Below are 15,377 nucleotides of genomic sequence, written 5' to 3'. Positions count from 1 at the left end.
CTCAGTCCCTTCGGACGGCCGGGCGGGACTGACATGGACTTCGAACGCCTGAACGGGGACATCAAGGAGATGCGCCGCCGCAACCGCGGTCTGGCGCTCACCGTGGGCCTGCTGGCAGGCGCACATGTGCTGGCCCTGGTGGTGATCCTCAACCTGCTGGGCACGGTGCGCACCGTCGTCGTGCCGCCGTCCATTAACAAGTCCTTCTGGGTCTCGCGCGACAAGGCCAGCGGCGAGTACCTCGAGCAGATGGGCGCCTTCATCGCCTGGCTCGTGCTGGACGTGACGCCGGCCTCCATCGACTGGAAGAAGGACATCCTGCTCGGCTATGTCGAGCCCGACCAGCACGGCGAGCTCAAGACCCGCCAGGAGCTGGAGGCGGCGCGGCTGAAGCGCATCAATGCCAGCACCTTCTTCATGCCGCAGCAGCTGGTGCCCAGCGAGGACACACAGACCGTCGTCGTCCGCGGCCGGCTGCGCACGCTGGTCAACGGCCTGGAAACGGCCAACGACGCCAAGGCCTACGAGGTGGGCTTCGCGTACAGCGGCGGCCGGATGCACCTGAAGACCTTCAAGGAGGTGACCCATGCCGCGCCGTGACTCCCGGCCGCAGCGCCGTCGCCACGCTGCCCCGGCAGCGGTGGTGTTCACGGCGTGCGGTTGCCTGACTCCCCGCTGGTTCCGCTCGGTCGCCGCATGGGCGGCCGTGACAAGCCTGCTCGCAGCCGCAGCGCCGGCCAACGCGCTGCAGGTGCTGGACGCCCGCGACGGCGTGGCCGTCGAGGCCGTGCTGTCGATCAAGGAGCCCACGCGCATCCGCATCGACGGCGCGCCGATCACGGACGTGTTCGGCAAGATCCACTCCAGCAACTGCAGCCCCGCCGCGCCGTCTTCCAGCGGTAGCAACGGGGCGCCACCCGCTGCTGCGTTGCCAGCCGTGAATCCAGCGGGCGAGATCGTCCTGGAGTGCGACCGCGACAAGGGCGAGATCTACATCCGCCCGGTCGGCGACTCGCCCAAGCCGGTCAACCTGTTCATCTCGTCGGCGCACGCCACCTACACGCTGGTGCTGCGCAAGGCAGACACCCCGGCCGACACCATCGTCATCCGCGACCCCGGCCAACGGGCCCTGCAGGCGATGCAGTCCCCGACCGGCACCGCGGGCTCGCAGACACAGCTGGGCACCGCCCCCAACCACATCCGGGGGATGAAGACGCTGCTCCTGGCGATGGCGTCCGACCGCGTACCGCCCGACATCCGTGTGGACGAGCTCAACCAGCCGATCCAGCTGTGGGCGGAAGCCAGGTTCTCGCTGATGCGCCGCTTCGAGGGCCGGGGTCTGGTGGGTGAGAAGTACCTGCTGCAGAACGTGAGCCAGGCCGTGATGGTGCTGGCGGAGCAGGAGTTCGACCGACCCGACAGCCCCACGGGTGGACAGGTGCTCGCCGTGGCTGTCGAGCACCACAACCTGCGTCCGGGCGAGACCACCAACGTCTTCGTCATCCGCCGCGGAGGCCAGTGATGGTGTCGCCCCTGCCCCCCTCCGCAGCCGCCCTTCGCCAGTCGGCCACCCGCCTCGGCGCGCAACTGGCCGAGCGGATGACGCCGCGCCAGCGCCAGTTCGCGCTGCTGGGCGTGATCGTGGCCGCCGGCGTGGGCCTGCTGTGGCTGATCTTCGCGTCCACGGACACCGGCTCGTCATCCGGTGGGCGCAAGCCCGCCGCCGGCGCGCCGGGGCCGGTGACCAACATCGGCGTCATGCCGCCCGGCCAGCAGGTCAACCCGGTGGACCAGTGGGTCGGCACCGCAGGCAGCAAGCTTGCTCAATACGAGAGCGAGCGCGAGGAGCAGACCCGGCTCAACCGCGACCGCCAGGCCTTCGAGGCCCGCACGATGCAGCGATTCGCGGAACTGGAACAGCGCCTGACCTCGGCGACGCAGGCGGCCCAGGGCGCCGCCGCTCCGGCGCCCGCTGCAGCCCCGGTTCCGCCCGTGCCTGCACCACTCCCACCCGCCGTGCCGTCGGTCTCGGCCGGCACGACGCCGACCGGGCTGCCGCCGGCGGCCAGCCTGCCGCTCCCTTCGACCTACGGCCCGGGCACGGCCGGCCGACAGCTGCCGGCGGGCATGCCGGGGCTGCCGACGGCCGACCCCGTACCGGCGGCACCGGTGGCACCTGCGATCAGCCGCGTCACGCTGGTCGATCGCAGCATGCAAGGCGTCGCCGGCACGAGCGGCAGCGCTTCGGAGCGTACCGGCACACCGGCGGCCGAGCCTCGGACGGTGTCGACCTGGCTGCCCGTGAGCTTCACGCGCGGCACGCTGCTTGGCGGACTGGACGCACCCACCGGCGGGCAGGCGCAATCCAACCCCCACCCGGTGCTGATCCGCCTGTCGGACAACGCGGTGCTGCCCAACCGCTTCCGTGGCGAGTACCGCGAGTGCTTCGTCATCGCGGCTGGCTACGGCGACATCAGCTCCGAGCGGGCCTACCTCCGCACCGAGAACCTCTCGTGTGTCCGCGCCGACGGCGCGACCCTGGAAGTGAAGATCCAGGGCAGCGTCTACGGCGAGGACGGCAAGGTCGGCATGCGCGGGCGACTGGTCACCAAGCAGGGCCAGATGCTGGCCAACGCCCTGCTGGCCGGCGTGGTCAGCGGCATCGGCCAGGGCCTGGCCACCTCGTCCACCAACGTCAGCACGTCGCCGCTCGGCACGATCACCAGCGCCTCGGGTGCCGAAGCCTACCGGGCCGGGCTCGGCACTGGCGTCGGCCGCGCCCTCGACCGGCTCGCCCAGTACTACATCAAGCTGGCCGAGAACACCTTCCCTGTGATCGAGGTCGACGCCGGCCGCGAGATCGATGTCGTCATCACCAAGGGCGTCCGCATCGACGTGCCGATGAGCGCCGCTGCCGCCGCGCCCCTTGCAGTCCGACCGAGCAACCCGGAGGTCCCCGACGATGCCAACGACTGACAAGCCCTCGCCAGGGTTCGCCTTTACCTCCCCCGCCCCCCGTGCTCCCGGCTGGCATCTCCGGCCCGCGGCCTGGTTCATGGCCGGTCTGGCGGCCCTTGCCGCAGGCCACGCCGGCGCCGCCGCCGCCGATGAGGCGCGGCTGCTGGCTGCGCTGCGCAAGGCGCACCCCGGCACCCAGTTCACGCAGGTGCAGCGCTCGCCCGTGGCCGGCCTGTACGAGGTCTGGATGAACAGCAACGTGGCCTACGTGTCGCCGCGGAATCCGCGCTACTTCATCTTCGGCCGGGTCTTCGACACCCAGACGATGCAGGACCTCACCGGCCCCAGACTGGCACGCGCGGCCGCCAGCGCAGCGCAGGCCGGGCAGGCGCCCGGCGCGGGCGTTCCCTCGGCGCAGGCCGACAGGATGCCGGCACCTGAGCCGCCCATCGCCTTCGACCAGCTGCCGCTGGCGGACGCGATCAAGACCGTGCGCGGCAGCGGCGGCAACGAGCACCGTCGCATCGCCGTCTTCAGCGACCCGGGTTGCTCGTTCTGCCGCCGGCTCGAGCCCGAGCTCGCCGGCCTGGACGACGTGACGATCTACACCTTCCTCGTGCCCTTCCAGGGCCGCGCGCGCCCGGTCTCGATCTGGTGCGCAGCGGACCGCGAGAAGGCCTGGCACCAGTTCATGCTGCAGGGCGACACCTCGCTGCTCAGGCCAGCGGGCGACCCGGCAGCTTCGCGGGCTCCGGAGTGCGACAACCCGCTCGACCGCAACCTCGCGCTGGCGCAACGCCTCGCCGTCCAGGGCACGCCCACCCTGGTCTGGGCGGATGGCACTCGAACCGACGGCTACGTCGACCGGACCGTGCTGCTCGCTCGCCTCCAGCAGGTGTCGCAGGTGGCGGGGGGCAAGCCATGAAGCAGTCCGCCGTCGAGTTCCCCGCGGCTCCGACATCGCGTGCTGCCCCAGCCACCGGACTGGCCGCGGCGTCGGTCCTGCTGGCCTGGATGCTGGGCGGCTGCATGAGCATGAGCGGTCTCAGCGGCAGCTCCAGCTATGCCTGCAAGGCCCCGGACGGCGTGACCTGCGACTCCGTCTCCGGCACCTACGCCAATGCCGTGCAGAACAACCTGCCGAGTCAGCGGCGAACGGCCGGTGCCAGCCCAGGCACGCCGCAAGCTCCGCGCGCGACGGAGGGCATCGCAGCCGCAGCCGCAGCGGGCGCTGCAGGCGCGGCAGCCTCCCGCATCGCCGTCTCGTCATCGGCGCCGCCCGCGCCCACGGCCATGCCGCTCCGGTCCTCGGCCCGCATCCTGCGGCTGTGGTTCAAGCCCTGGGAAGACGCCGATCGCGACCTCCACGACCAGGGCTACGTCTACGTCCGCGTCGACGATGGCCAGTGGCTCGTCGAGCACGCGCAGCGGCAGATCCGCGATGCCTACGCGCCGCTGCGGCCTCCGCCGCCCGCAACCGCACGTTCTGCCGGCGGCGCCACCGAATCGCGCGACCCCAGGACATCGAACCAGTCCGGTCGGACAGATCAACCGAGTGGTTCGCTGTCCCTACCCGCCCTGACACCTCCGGCGGGCCGGCCGCAGATGCCCGCCGATCCGCGTGGCAACGAACCAAACGACTGACCTGACACCGCATCCGGCCATCCCTGCGAGGCACGCTCCATGCTCACTCCGTTCGCCCCGACCGCTTCGACCCGATCCGCCGCCTCTCCCGGCGGCAGCCGCCCCCGCCACGGGAGCCTGGGCTGGCTGGGCCTGGGCTCGCCTCCGGACACGCCGGCCGAGCAGTTCGCGTCCTGGCTGCCGTACTCGGCCTACCTCGCCGACGAGAAGCTCTTCGTCAACCGCGACAGCCTGGGCTTCATGCTCGAGCTGATGCCGCAGTCGGGTGCCGACGACCGCATGGCCGAGGTGCTGATCTCGCTGTACTCGACCTGCCCGCCAGCCACCGGGATCCAGTTCCACCTGTTTGCCTCGCCGCACATCCGCGAGCAGCTGCGCCGCTATGCCAACCTGCGCGTCGAGGATGCCGACCAGGCCGACAAGGCCAAGCACTGGGGTCGCCCGGCGCGCAACGACAACCTGTTCCACCGCCTTGCTCGGCAGCGTGTGGGGCACCTGCTGCACGGTGCGCAGCAGTCGCTGACCACCGGCTTCCACTACACGATCCGCGACTTTCGGCTGATGATGAGCGTGTCGGTGCCCGGCGGCGTGGAGCAGGCCGGCGACCTGACCCGGCGCGACGAGCTGGTCGCGCTGCGCGAGTCCATGGCGTCCACGCTGCGCTCGGCGTCGCTGCCCAGCCGTGTCTGCGACGCCGCGGACCTGATCAACTGGTGTGCGCTGTTCACCAACCCGGACCGGGTCTCCCAGACCGACGCCCCCAACCTCCACTACGACGACGGCCGCGAGATCCGCGACCAGATCGTCGACTTCGACACCATCCAGGACCCGCATCCTGCCGGCCTGACCCTCTGGAAGGAGGGCCACGAGGGATCGTTGGAAGCACGCTTCTACTCGATCAAGTCCTTCCCCGAGCGCTTTGCACTGTGGCAGATGGGCTCACTGATCGGCGACCTGATGCAGCCGGCGCTGCAGTACAGCGCGCCCTTCCTGTTGACCATGGGCGTGCACGTGCTCGACCCCAACGTCATGAAGTCCGTGGTCACGGCTAACCACGTGCGCGCGACCCAGAACGCGCGCAGCAAGATGGCCGAGGTGATGCCCGATGTGGGCAAGAAGCTGCAGGACTGGACGGCGGCGGCCAACGCCATCGACGTGGGCAGCAGCCTGGTGAGCCTGTACCACCAGCTGGCGATCTTCTCGCCGCCCGAGAAGGCCGTGTCCGCCCAGGAGACCGCCAACGCGATCTGGCGCGGCCGGGGCTTCCAGCTCAACGCCGATGTCTACATGCACCGGCAAGCGCTGCTGGCCAGCCTGCCGATGACGCTGTCGGAGGCCTTCCACAAGGACCTGGCCAAGATGCGCCGCGTCTCGCGCAAGACGATGGCCAATGCCATCCACCTGGCACCGCTGATCGCAGAGTGGCGCGGCACGCGCACGCCGGCCCTGGTCTTCGGGGGCCGGCGCGGCCAGCTGATGACGCTGGACATCTTCGACAACGATCTGGGCAACTACAACTTCGCGATCATCGGTGCGCCCGGGTCCGGCAAGTCGGTGCTGATGAACGAGATGGCATGGTCCTACCGGGCCATCGACGCCAAGGTGTGGATGCTCGACCTCGGCCGGTCGTTCGAGAAGCTGTGCCGCAAGGCCAAGGGCACGTACATCGAGTTCCGGCTCGACGTCGACATCTGCCTCAACCCCTTCACGCACATCGTCGACATCAACGAGGACATCGACATGCTGGTGCCGGCCATCTCCAAGATGGCCTCGATGTCCCGGCCGCTGGACGAGGTCCAGTACAAGGCCATCTCGGCGATGGTCCTCAAGCTGTTCCGCGAGCACGGTAACGCGCTCACGGTGACCGCGCTGCGCGACGCCTTCAAGGCCGGCACCATCGAGGAGCTGGGCGTGCGCGAGGACCCGCGTATCCGCGACTTGGCCGTGATGCTGAACCCCTACTCGCGCGGCGGCCAGTACGAGCGCTTCTTCGAGGGGCGCAACAACATCGACTTCGGCAACGACTTCGTCGTCATCGAGAACGAGGAGCTCAAGCGCAGGCCCGATCTGCATGCGGTCGTCAACATCCTGCTGCTGCACCAGATCACCGGCGAGATGTACCTGACGCGCAACCGGCGCAAGGTGCTCTTCATCGACGAGCTGAAGCAGCAGCTGGGCGACATCGGCGCCGACGACCCCGTGAAGGCGGCCGTGGTCGAGGAAGCCGCGCGTCGCGCCCGCAAGTACGGCGGATCGCTCGGCACGGCCACGCAGAGTGCCGACGACTACTACGGCTCGGCCCAGATGGAGGCGGCCTTCAACTGTTCGGACTGGGTGTTCCTGCTGCGGCAGAAGCCCGAGTCGATCGAGATGCTCGACCGCAAGGGGCGGCTGTCGATGGACGAGCCCAAGAAGCGGCTGCTCAACTCGCTGCGCACGGAGCCGGGCGTGTTCTCGGAGGTCTACATCTCCTCGCCGGTGGGCGAAGGCGTGGCGCGGAACATCCTCGACCCGGCGACCCACCTGCTGTTCTCCAACAAGCTGGAGGACAACGCCCCGATCGACGAGCTGCGGGCGCAGGGCCTGAGCATCGACGACGCGATCACCGAGCTGCTGCGGCGGCGCGGGCACGCGGTGTGACCCTGGCGAGGCCCCCATGGACGTCGACGCCAGCGCCAATCCTCACCAGCCCGTTGCCGGGCCTGTGGGCATGACGCCCATCCTTCTCCACGCGACATTCGCGCTGCTGATCGTGCTGGGCACGCTGGCCGCCTACGACCGCGTGGTGGTGCGCCCGGCCCAGCGCGTCGGCGTCGTCGATGTCGGCGAGGTGTACCGGCAGAAGGAGGCCGAGTTCACCCAGCTCCTGACCCGCGCCACCACCGACGCCGACCGCGAGAAGGCGTTTGCGCTGGCCCGGAGCTTCTCGCAGCGGCTGCCGGCCGCTCTCGAGGAACTGCCGCGCGACTGCGCCTGCCTGGTGGTGCTGAAGAGCGCCGTGGCCGGCCGGACACCGCGGACCGTCGATCTGACGGCACTGCTGCAGCAGAAGCTGGGCCATCCCCAGACACCTCACAGGAACGACCCCGAGGAGGCCCGATGAAGCGCAGCCTTCGCACCCAGGCCATCGACTTTGCGATGCACATGCGGCGACGCTGGTATCTCTACCTGCCCGTCTTCGCGATCTGGGCCTTCGCCTACACGCGGCTCTTCATCGACCCGACGCCGCGCGTGCCGGTCCTCTTCAACTGGACGGGCAGCCTGCCGTACCGGGTGGCCTGGCTGCAGCACGGCGAGCATCCGCTGCAGCGCGGCGAATTCGTCATCTTCTCGTTTGCGGGCGAGGCGCGAGCCGCCTACCCCGGACTGGACGGTCAGCCGTTCTTCAAGGTCGTGCGCGGCCTGCCGGGCGACGTGGTGACGGTGTCCGGCCGCACGGTGTCGGTCAACGGTGTCGTCGTCGGCACGGCCAAGGCCCAGGCCTTCGACCGGCGCCCGCTGGAGCCGATCGCGCCGACGGTGATCCCGCCGGGCCACTACTACGTGCAGGGCACGGGCCCGGATTCGTTCGACTCGCGCTACCGCAGCAGCGGGCTCGTGCGGGCCGAGCAGGTGCTGGGCACCGTGGTGCCACTGTTCTAAGGGACTGCCGTGTATACGCACCTGATGCTGCGTTGGCCGGTGCCCCGTCACGTGGCCCGATCGACCTCCCGGGCATATTTGGCGTCCCTCGTCGCCCTGACCGCGCTCGCCACAGCCTTGCCGGCGCTGGCGCAGACACCGTCCGAGCCGGCTGTCACGGGCGACGTGCCGATGGCCGACTACCTAGCTCTGCTCCAGCAGATCTCCCCTGCGGCGCACCAAGGGGCGCAGGCCTATCTCCAGGCGCACGAGCGCCGGTGCCGCCGGAGTCTTTCGAGCCGCGAGTTGCGACAGGCAATGGCGGAAGGAGACGGCGATCCGCTGCTGATGGCGATGATCCGGGCCAGCCACCTCCAGGACGGACCAGGTCTGACGCGGCTTGGCGAGCAGGTCTCTTGCACCCGAAAGGCGGCAAGATGAAGTTCGAAATGCCACTGCCTCGGGCAGGTTGCACCAGCCCGGCGGCACGCGTCATTCGGTCGCTGCTGGTGGCCGTCGCCTCGATCCTGAGCACGGCCGCCCACGCCGTGGACCTGGGGACCATCGGCCCGACCTATGGCATTGCCGAGCCCCACCTGCTGGAGTTCATACAGCAGCGCCTGCGCGACAAGGAACGCACGGGCGAACTGCAGCGTCTGATCGAAGAGGCCCGCAACCGCAGTGTGGCCGCCGTACGCCAGCCCGCTCCGGTCGAGGGCATACGAAGCACCGAGACGGCACGGTCCTGGACCATCGATCCGACCTTCACGCTCGACCGCAACATCGTCGATGCGCAGGGCCGGCTGCTGTTCCCGGCCGGGACGCGCAAGAACCCGCTGGAGGTGGTGTCGCTGTCCAAGCGGCTGCTGTTCTTCGATGCCCGTGACGGACGGCAGGTCGCTCGGGCCCGCGAGCTGATCGCGCGCTACGACGGCAAGGTCAAGCCCATCCTGACAGGTGGCTCGTATCTGGACCTGATGAAGGCCTGGCGTGTGCCGGTGTACTACGACCAGCAGGGGACGCTGACCCGCCGCTTCGGCATCAGGCAGGTGCCCGCCCTGGTCTCGCAGGAAGGCATGCGCCTGCGCGTCGACGAGGTGCTCGTGCAATGACCACCCTGCCCGCCCTGATCCGCTGGCTTGCCGCACTGAGGATGCCCGCGCTTCGCCGATGGGCCGACCACGTGCTTGCCCGCGCGGTGCTGCTCGCCGCCCTGCCCTGGGTGGCGCCTGCGCAGGCCGCCGACAGCCTGACCTGCACCGGCCGCTTCCCCAACCCGATCACCGAGATCTGCTGGAGCTGCATCCTGCCGATCAGCATCGGCAGCGCCACCATCGCCAATTTCGATGGGCAGGAGGACATCCCCAACCCGTCCAACCCGGTCTGCAGCTGCGGCGTGAACCCCACCATCGGACTGTCGATCGGGTTCTGGGAGCCGGCCCGGCACGTGGAGGCCGTGCGCAAGCCGTTCTGCCTGGCGTCGCTGGGCGGCATCGACCTCGACCCCGGCATCCCGGCGCCGGCGGCAGCACGGTTCACGCGCCCCGAAGGCGACGGCGACGGCGGCAGCTTCTACCAGGCGCACTTCTACGTGAACCCGGTGCTGTACTGGCTGGAGGTGGTGACCGACTTCCCGTGCCTGGAGCGGGGCTCGTTCGACCTGGCCTATCTGACCGAGGTGGACCCGCTGTGGAACGACGACGAGCTCACCCTCATCCTCAACCCCGAGGCCGTGCTGTTCGCCAACCCGGTGGCGGTGGCGGCCTGCGCGGCCGATTGCGTGGCCGCGACCGCGGGCTTCGGCATCGCCGAGATGTTCTGGTGCGCCGGCTGCCAGGGCGGCATCTACCCCTTCGATGGCCACGTGCCGTACCACATGGGCGGCGTGCGAACGGCGGCCCTCATCGCGCAGCGGCTGACCGCCAAGATGCACCGCGAGCTGCTGGCCTGGGGCTGGCATGGCCGCCCGGGCCTGTGCGGGCCCTACTTCCTGCCGGCCATGGACAAGACCGCCTACAAGACCCAGCTGACCTATCCGGTGGCCAACACCGCCAAGGACGGCGGGCGCTGCTGCCAGCCCTTCGGCCGCAGCACCATCGTCTGGGGCGCCGGCAAGGAGTACCCGGTGCGCGGCGAGGACTTCGCGTTCATGCTGTTTCGGAAGAGGAACTGCTGTGTGGGCTACTGACGCGGCATCGCCCATCGGACGGACGCTCGGCGCGGGAATCGCTGCGCTCCTTCTTGCCGGCAGCGTGCTGGGTGCCCCGGCGACGCCACCCGTCGTGACCGACGCCGACATCGAGCGCGCACGCCAGCAGCATCGAATGCCGACCGAGGCCGAGCTGGCGAAGGTGCCAGTTCCGGGTACACCGCGCATCGAGAACCTTCCGCAGCCGGTGACCCGCATGCCCATCGATCTCGAGGCAATCTCCAAGGGCTTCGACCTGCAGAACGGCGCGCAGGCAGCTGCGATGAGGCCTGGCAAGGCAGGGCCGAAGGTGTTGATCTTCGTGAGCTTCGCGATGCCGGAGCCGACGCTACAGCGCTTGGTCGACCAGGCAGCGCGGGCGGGCGCGACGCTCGTGCTGCGGGGATTGATCAATGGATCGATCCGCGAGACGGTGACTCGCATGCAGGCGCTGATCGGCAGCCGCCGCGTTGACATCCAGATCGATCCGGAAGCGTTCGATCGCCATGGGATCACAAGGACTCCGACATTCGTCCTAGTCACGGACGGCGCCGGCACCGAGGCCTGTGCATCCCGCGTATGTGGCACGTTGCCACAGTCTGTCAAGGTCGCGGGAGATGTGACCCTGGACTACGCGATGCGATACCTGAACCAGAGCGCCGGAGCTTCAGTTCGTCCACAGCGGTAGGCGCCACTCCCACTGTGCCTCTCGCCCGTAGGCAGCAGACTGAAATCGGCTACTCGCCGCCCGCCCAGTAGGCGACCGCTTCCGTGCGGAGCGGTCGCTCAGCATGACGTCGACTCGAGCGACTGCTTGTCATGGCAGATACGTTCTATCCTTCGTCAGGCAGGCGCTAGCGCTGGGTCCACGCTCGGGCACCATCTCATCTGAACCAGTCCAGCATGCGCCGCCACCAGCGTGGCGGGCGCGCGCTGGCGTGTGCAGACGGTAGTACGGCGGACGGCACTGGAGCCGCCTGCGGATCGAGCCGTTGGTGGTAGTAGCGCCGCTTGTCGCGAACATCGGCATCCCGCACCGCGCGAACATCCGTGTCTGACATCGGTCCCGCCCAGACGACGCGGTTGCCGCGCAGGATGTAGTGCGACCGGCACGGGTAGCTCCAGTTGCCAATCGACGGGTAAAGCGACAGCGAGTCGCCGTCGAAGGTGAGCCGCCAGTCGGTAGGCGACAGCGGTGTCACCACCTTCATGCCGCAGCCGCAGAAGCATCGGTGACTCGCCGTCGCGTAGGTCATCGACACGTAGAGCGCGCCCTCGTCGAGCACCTTCGGCATGAACTCGACGAACCGGAAGGTGTAGGTCTGGCGCTTCACGGCGTCACGTCGCTCGTCAGGAGGTTGGTGTTCGTCGTGTAGGTCGAGTCGTGCTCCCGGTCGTCGTCGATGTAGAAGCCGCAGAGCTTCTTCCACTTGATCACGGCCATCACGGCGCACAGCGAGTTCAGCTCGGCGAGCTGGATGTTGCGGGCGTAGAGGTCGTCGTCGTCGTTCGCGGCGCAGGACACGCGTTGCGCGACGTGGTTCTGCTGGTCCGGGGTGCTGGTAGTCACCCGGCAGATGCCCCAGAGCTGCAGCCTGGCCTGCTTCAGCTCGACGCCGATGCCGGTGTCGATGAACGAGCGCCCGGCGGCCTGCAACGTCTCGATGATCAGGCGCTTGGCCGGCCCGCTGTCCATGCACAGGAACACGAAGTCGTACCCCACGAGCTCGCCCATGTTCGTCTCGTCGATGAAGACCTCGTGCGGCACGATGCCGCGGCGCATCTTGCCGTAGAGCGCCGCCAGGTAGGCCACCTTCGTGGGCTTCGCGTGCAGTTCTTCCAGGGAGGCGGCAGACGGTGCCCGGAACGCGTTGTGCTGCTGGAAGAGGTCGCCGTCGTAGAGATGGATCTCCAGGACTGGCGTCTTGGCGACGAGATCCAGCAGGTACGAGCCCGTGCCGCCCAGACCGATGATGGCGATGCGCGCCCCCGACAACTTGGCCGTGACGGCCATGATGCCGGCGCGGCTCGAGGCCGAGTCGATGTAGCGGAACACGGACTCGGCCTCATCGGCCGCCATCGGGCGGTGGGTGCGCGCCGTCAGGCCCGGTTGCAGCGACTGCGCCGGCGCGCTGATGATCTCGATGTAGCGCGTCATCTTGGCGTGGTAGTCCGGATACCCGGCCGGCGGCTTGTTCGAGAAGGCGTGCTGCGCCGTGATGTCCGGCGCCAGATCGAACTTCGCCGTGCCGTGGCGGATCGCAGTGATCGCGCGACCGGCGCGGTCGCACGGGTGCTCGCCGACGAACCACGCCACGTGGTTGCCCGGCCGCACCGTGGCGTCGCCCGCCAGTGTCAGGTCCGACACCAGCACGCCGTAGCCGATGGCGCCGGCGGCGTTGACGTAGGGCACCCTGTGCACCAGCAGGTGCCCAGAGCGGATTTCGAGCTCGTAGCCCTCGTCGCGCAGCCTGAGTAGGTCAGGACTACGACTTATCAGTGCGCTTTGCATTGAAGATCATCCCGTTGGTTACGAACACTGCCTCGCCGGCGACCAGCGAGCCTTCCCGGTTCTGCTCGGGACCGCGCTTGTAAGTGACCGTGTAGACGATGTCGTCGTTGAAGGTGGCGTCGTCGAAGGCCAGCCGGACGACGTCCTCGAAGGTCAGGCGGCGACGCGGCACCACGTGCTGTTCGCCGTTAATGACGATCTCAAAGCTCCGGCGCTCCGAGTTGGCTTCTTCCGTTTCGGTGTTCATACTGGGTGCTCCTTGTGGTTTCGCCCCCCTGTAGGACTCTCCACCGGCCCAGCCGAGGACGGCAGAAAAAAAGATCCGCCGCGCGTCCAGATCGCGATCACCAGGAGTCATACGGGTCGGAAGCCGAACCATGGAACAACCCAAGCCACCAGACGAAGAGCCACTGTCCAAGGCCGAGCGCGAGGCGTTGCTGGGCGCTATGTCGCCCGGCGACTGGGCCCGCGCCGAAAGCCTCGCGCGCGTGGCTGCGTACGGACTGACCGACATGACCCCGGAAGATCTGCTGCAGGAGACCCTGGTCGATCTCCTCGGTGAGGATCGGACCTGGCGGCGCGGTGTCCACCCGCTCGTCACGCTCAAGGTGGCAATGCACAGCGTTGCCAGCAACGCGCAGAAGAGGGTCGAAAACGCCCCGATCGATCAGTACGCCGTCGTGTCGACGGGCGAAGAAGAGGCGCCCGAGGAGGGCCGACCGGCACCAGTGCACGCTGTCCAGCGTCTTGGCCCGCAGGACACCGTGGAAGGGCGCCAACAACTGGCCGCGATCGAGCAACTCGTCAAGGGCGACGACCAGGCCGAGCTGGTTCTGATGGCGTGGGCCATGGGCTACAGCGGCGCCGAGGCTCGGCAGGAAACCGGTCTCGACGCCAAACAATTTGATGCGGCACGACAGCGCTTGCTGCGAAAGCTCAAGCCGGCCGCTGCAGCGAGGAAACTGAAATGACTGCGCCTCAAAAGCTGCAGGATGACCTGAGCGTCTTGCTGGACGCACTGCTTGCCGAGTTGATGGGCATGAGCGACGAGCAGGTCCTCGACGGCGATGGTCCGGCCGCCATCCAGGCACGTGGGCTGACTCTGCTGAGCGCGGCGAAACAGGAGGCCGCCAAGCGGAGACTGGCCGCCGCCAAGGCAGGCCTGGCTGGAGCGCGGGCTCTCTCGCGTATCCGCGGCAGCGGGTCGGTGAGCGCCACCGAGGCCAAGGCCTTTCTCCGCGAGGCGGCCAACACCGGCCGGTACACCATGGCGGCGCGCCAGCTCGATGAGTTGTCGGACCAGGCTGCGCTCGCCCTGTACAGCAAGTTTGTTCGTCTTGGCGTCGTCCCGCCCGGGGCTGGGGATGATTCCCGATGACCCCTGGCGAGCGCGCCGAGGCCCGAATAGCGGAGCTCGGCATCAGCGACCCGCGCGACATTGACGTCGACGCGATCGCCTTCGACGCCCGAATGCTGGTGGAGTACGAGGCACTCGAGGGCTGCGAAGCCATGCTGGTCGGCGCCGGTGACCGCGCTATCGCGACGATTCGGCCCTCGAGCGTCCGAGGTCGGGAGAGATTCTCGGTGGGGCATGAACTCGGGCACTGGGAACTACACCGAGGAAAGTCGTTCGCGTGCCGCGCCGACGACCCCGACCGTAACCTGACGTCGGACAAGCCGCGCGAGCGCGAGGCCGACGAGTATTCAGCGCACCTGCTCATGCCAGCAGTGTTCTTCGGGCCTGCTGTGAAGGCGCTGGGGAAGCCCGGGTTCAAGGAGCTCGATGGCCTATCGAACGACTACGAGACCAGCCTCTTGGCAACGGCAATCCGCTTGGCCGACATCGATACGCTGCCAGTGATCGTCGCCTGCTACTCGGCCCAAGGGCTCAAGTGGAGCAAGCCCGCCAAGCACGTGCCACGCCGCTGGTGGCTGCGCAGCCGCTTGGACGACGACTCATTTGCTCACGGTCTCTTGACCGCCGGAACACGCGTCGCATCGGCACGCAAGCAACCGGGCGAGGTCTGGTTCGAGAATGACGACGCCGAGAACTACGAGGTTACCGAGGAGTGCATCCCGGGCAAGGCGGGAGAGGTTCTGGTACTTCTGTACCTCTCGTCTCCGATGCTGGACGCGCGCTTCGATCCGAACGTCGGTATTCGACGCTACAACGAGAGTGGCTCGTACACGAAGCGTCGCTAGATACATGGTGAAGATGGATGACGCTTGTCGTCGGCGCGTGGAAGCCGTGACGCTGCGCGCCTGATCCGACGGCGCACCATCAGCGTGAAGGTAGGAAGGGAGCAAGGGGTAAGAACCCCCGCTGGCGCTCAGGGTCGGGCGCACCTGGTTGGCAGTCCGGCGAACGCCCGATCCCCGGCGGTGATCAGCCCTTCGGCCGCTCTCGACAGACGACCGCTCCCGCTGCCGAACAGCCGTTCCCCAAACGCTTGC

The 15,377-nt window shown here is 68.6% G+C and carries 18 protein-coding genes; 15 read left to right on the top strand and 3 right to left on the bottom strand.

The genetic code is table 11. The features are described from left to right. The first annotated feature begins 33 nt into the window (after window positions 1–33). The 12 genes from traE to trbC all read left to right on the top strand — a co-directional run bounded on the left by traE (window position 34) and on the right by trbC (window position 11,099). Complete coding sequence (traE, locus tag KAK03_RS18295; protein WP_173806301.1) at window positions 34–600, top strand: type IV conjugative transfer system protein TraE; 567 nt, start codon at window positions 34–36, stop codon at window positions 598–600. A gap of 106 nt (window positions 601–706) precedes the next feature. Then, window positions 707–1,522 carry a type-F conjugative transfer system secretin TraK gene (locus KAK03_RS18290; RefSeq protein WP_310738659.1) on the top strand — a complete coding sequence of 272 codons (816 nt, stop codon included), beginning with the start codon at window positions 707–709 and terminating at the stop codon, window positions 1,520–1,522. Beyond that, window positions 1,522–2,976: a TraB/TrbI/VirB10 family type IV secretion system protein gene (locus KAK03_RS18285; RefSeq protein WP_210856013.1), complete on the top strand. Its 1,455-nt coding sequence runs from the start codon at window positions 1,522–1,524 to the stop codon at window positions 2,974–2,976. The genes KAK03_RS18290 and KAK03_RS18285 overlap by 1 nt, the downstream gene beginning before the upstream one ends. 79 nt (window positions 2,977–3,055) lie before the next feature. Then, window positions 3,056–3,883 carry a DsbC family protein gene (locus KAK03_RS18280; protein WP_210856011.1) on the top strand — a complete coding sequence of 276 codons (828 nt, stop codon included), beginning with the start codon at window positions 3,056–3,058 and terminating at the stop codon, window positions 3,881–3,883. Then, on the top strand, window positions 3,880–4,602 hold the full coding sequence (gene traV / locus KAK03_RS18275; RefSeq protein ID WP_210856009.1) for a type IV conjugative transfer system lipoprotein TraV: 723 nt from the start codon (window positions 3,880–3,882) through the stop codon (window positions 4,600–4,602). Before KAK03_RS18280 ends, traV begins: the two co-directional genes overlap by 4 nt. 39 nt (window positions 4,603–4,641) lie before the next feature. Then, window positions 4,642–7,242, top strand: coding sequence for a type IV secretion system protein TraC (traC, locus tag KAK03_RS18270; protein ID WP_210856007.1), 2,601 nt, complete (start codon window positions 4,642–4,644; stop codon window positions 7,240–7,242). 16 nt (window positions 7,243–7,258) lie between these two features. Beyond that, window positions 7,259–7,705 (top strand): hypothetical protein, encoded by a 447-nt coding sequence (locus KAK03_RS18265; RefSeq protein WP_247661254.1) that lies wholly within the window; start codon window positions 7,259–7,261, stop codon window positions 7,703–7,705. Next, window positions 7,702–8,244: a conjugative transfer signal peptidase TraF gene (gene traF / locus KAK03_RS18260; protein ID WP_176066363.1), complete on the top strand. Its 543-nt coding sequence runs from the start codon at window positions 7,702–7,704 to the stop codon at window positions 8,242–8,244. The genes KAK03_RS18265 and traF overlap by 4 nt, the downstream gene beginning before the upstream one ends. A 9-nt stretch (window positions 8,245–8,253) precedes the next feature. After that, complete coding sequence (locus KAK03_RS18255; protein WP_310738658.1) at window positions 8,254–8,664, top strand: hypothetical protein; 411 nt, start codon at window positions 8,254–8,256, stop codon at window positions 8,662–8,664. A 68-nt stretch (window positions 8,665–8,732) separates the two neighbouring features. Then, window positions 8,733–9,335: a type-F conjugative transfer system protein TraW gene (gene traW, locus KAK03_RS18250; RefSeq protein ID WP_310738657.1), complete on the top strand. Its 603-nt coding sequence runs from the start codon at window positions 8,733–8,735 to the stop codon at window positions 9,333–9,335. A 41-nt stretch (window positions 9,336–9,376) separates the two neighbouring features. Further along, the gene (locus KAK03_RS18245) at window positions 9,377–10,411 is read left to right on the top strand and encodes a TraU family protein (protein WP_176067415.1); all 1,035 of its coding nucleotides are present in this window, start codon (window positions 9,377–9,379) and stop codon (window positions 10,409–10,411) included. A gap of 94 nt (window positions 10,412–10,505) precedes the next feature. Further along, on the top strand, window positions 10,506–11,099 hold the full coding sequence (gene trbC, locus KAK03_RS18240; protein ID WP_310738656.1) for a type-F conjugative transfer system pilin assembly protein TrbC: 594 nt from the start codon (window positions 10,506–10,508) through the stop codon (window positions 11,097–11,099). Window positions 11,100–11,295: 196 nt separating this feature from the next. On the opposite strand, the gene KAK03_RS18235 is transcribed toward trbC, so the two are convergent. The 3 genes from KAK03_RS18235 to KAK03_RS18225 are packed head-to-tail and all read right to left on the bottom strand — an operon-like array spanning window position 11,296 to window position 13,170. Further along, window positions 11,296–11,745 carry a ubiquitination-like system serine protease family protein gene (locus KAK03_RS18235; protein WP_210856005.1) on the bottom strand — a complete coding sequence of 150 codons (450 nt, stop codon included), beginning with the start codon at window positions 11,743–11,745 and terminating at the stop codon, window positions 11,296–11,298. Then, the gene (locus KAK03_RS18230) at window positions 11,742–12,923 is read right to left on the bottom strand and encodes a ThiF family adenylyltransferase (RefSeq protein ID WP_210856003.1); all 1,182 of its coding nucleotides are present in this window, start codon (window positions 12,921–12,923) and stop codon (window positions 11,742–11,744) included. The genes KAK03_RS18235 and KAK03_RS18230 overlap by 4 nt, the downstream gene beginning before the upstream one ends. After that, a complete protein-coding gene (locus KAK03_RS18225; protein WP_210856001.1) occupies window positions 12,898–13,170 on the bottom strand; it encodes a multiubiquitin domain-containing protein in 273 nt (90 codons plus the stop codon). The genes KAK03_RS18230 and KAK03_RS18225 overlap by 26 nt, the downstream gene beginning before the upstream one ends. Window positions 13,171–13,300: 130 nt before the next feature. Here KAK03_RS18225 and KAK03_RS18220 point away from each other — a divergent pair, with 130 nt between their 5' ends. From KAK03_RS18220 to KAK03_RS18210, 3 genes are read left to right on the top strand one after another with little or no spacing between them, the layout of a single operon-like run. After that, on the top strand, window positions 13,301–13,894 hold the full coding sequence (locus KAK03_RS18220; RefSeq protein WP_210855999.1) for a hypothetical protein: 594 nt from the start codon (window positions 13,301–13,303) through the stop codon (window positions 13,892–13,894). Then, window positions 13,891–14,301 (top strand): hypothetical protein, encoded by a 411-nt coding sequence (locus KAK03_RS18215; RefSeq protein WP_210855997.1) that lies wholly within the window; start codon window positions 13,891–13,893, stop codon window positions 14,299–14,301. Before KAK03_RS18220 ends, KAK03_RS18215 begins: the two co-directional genes overlap by 4 nt. Then, window positions 14,298–15,125, top strand: coding sequence for an ImmA/IrrE family metallo-endopeptidase (locus tag KAK03_RS18210; protein WP_210855994.1), 828 nt, complete (start codon window positions 14,298–14,300; stop codon window positions 15,123–15,125). The genes KAK03_RS18215 and KAK03_RS18210 overlap by 4 nt, the downstream gene beginning before the upstream one ends. The last annotated feature ends 252 nt before the right edge of the window (window positions 15,126–15,377 follow it).

The organism is Ideonella alba (genome assembly GCF_018069845.1).
Classification (GTDB): Bacteria; Pseudomonadota; Gammaproteobacteria; order Burkholderiales; family Burkholderiaceae_C; genus Ideonella; species Ideonella alba.
This window is presented reverse-complemented; position numbering and strand designations above follow the sequence as displayed.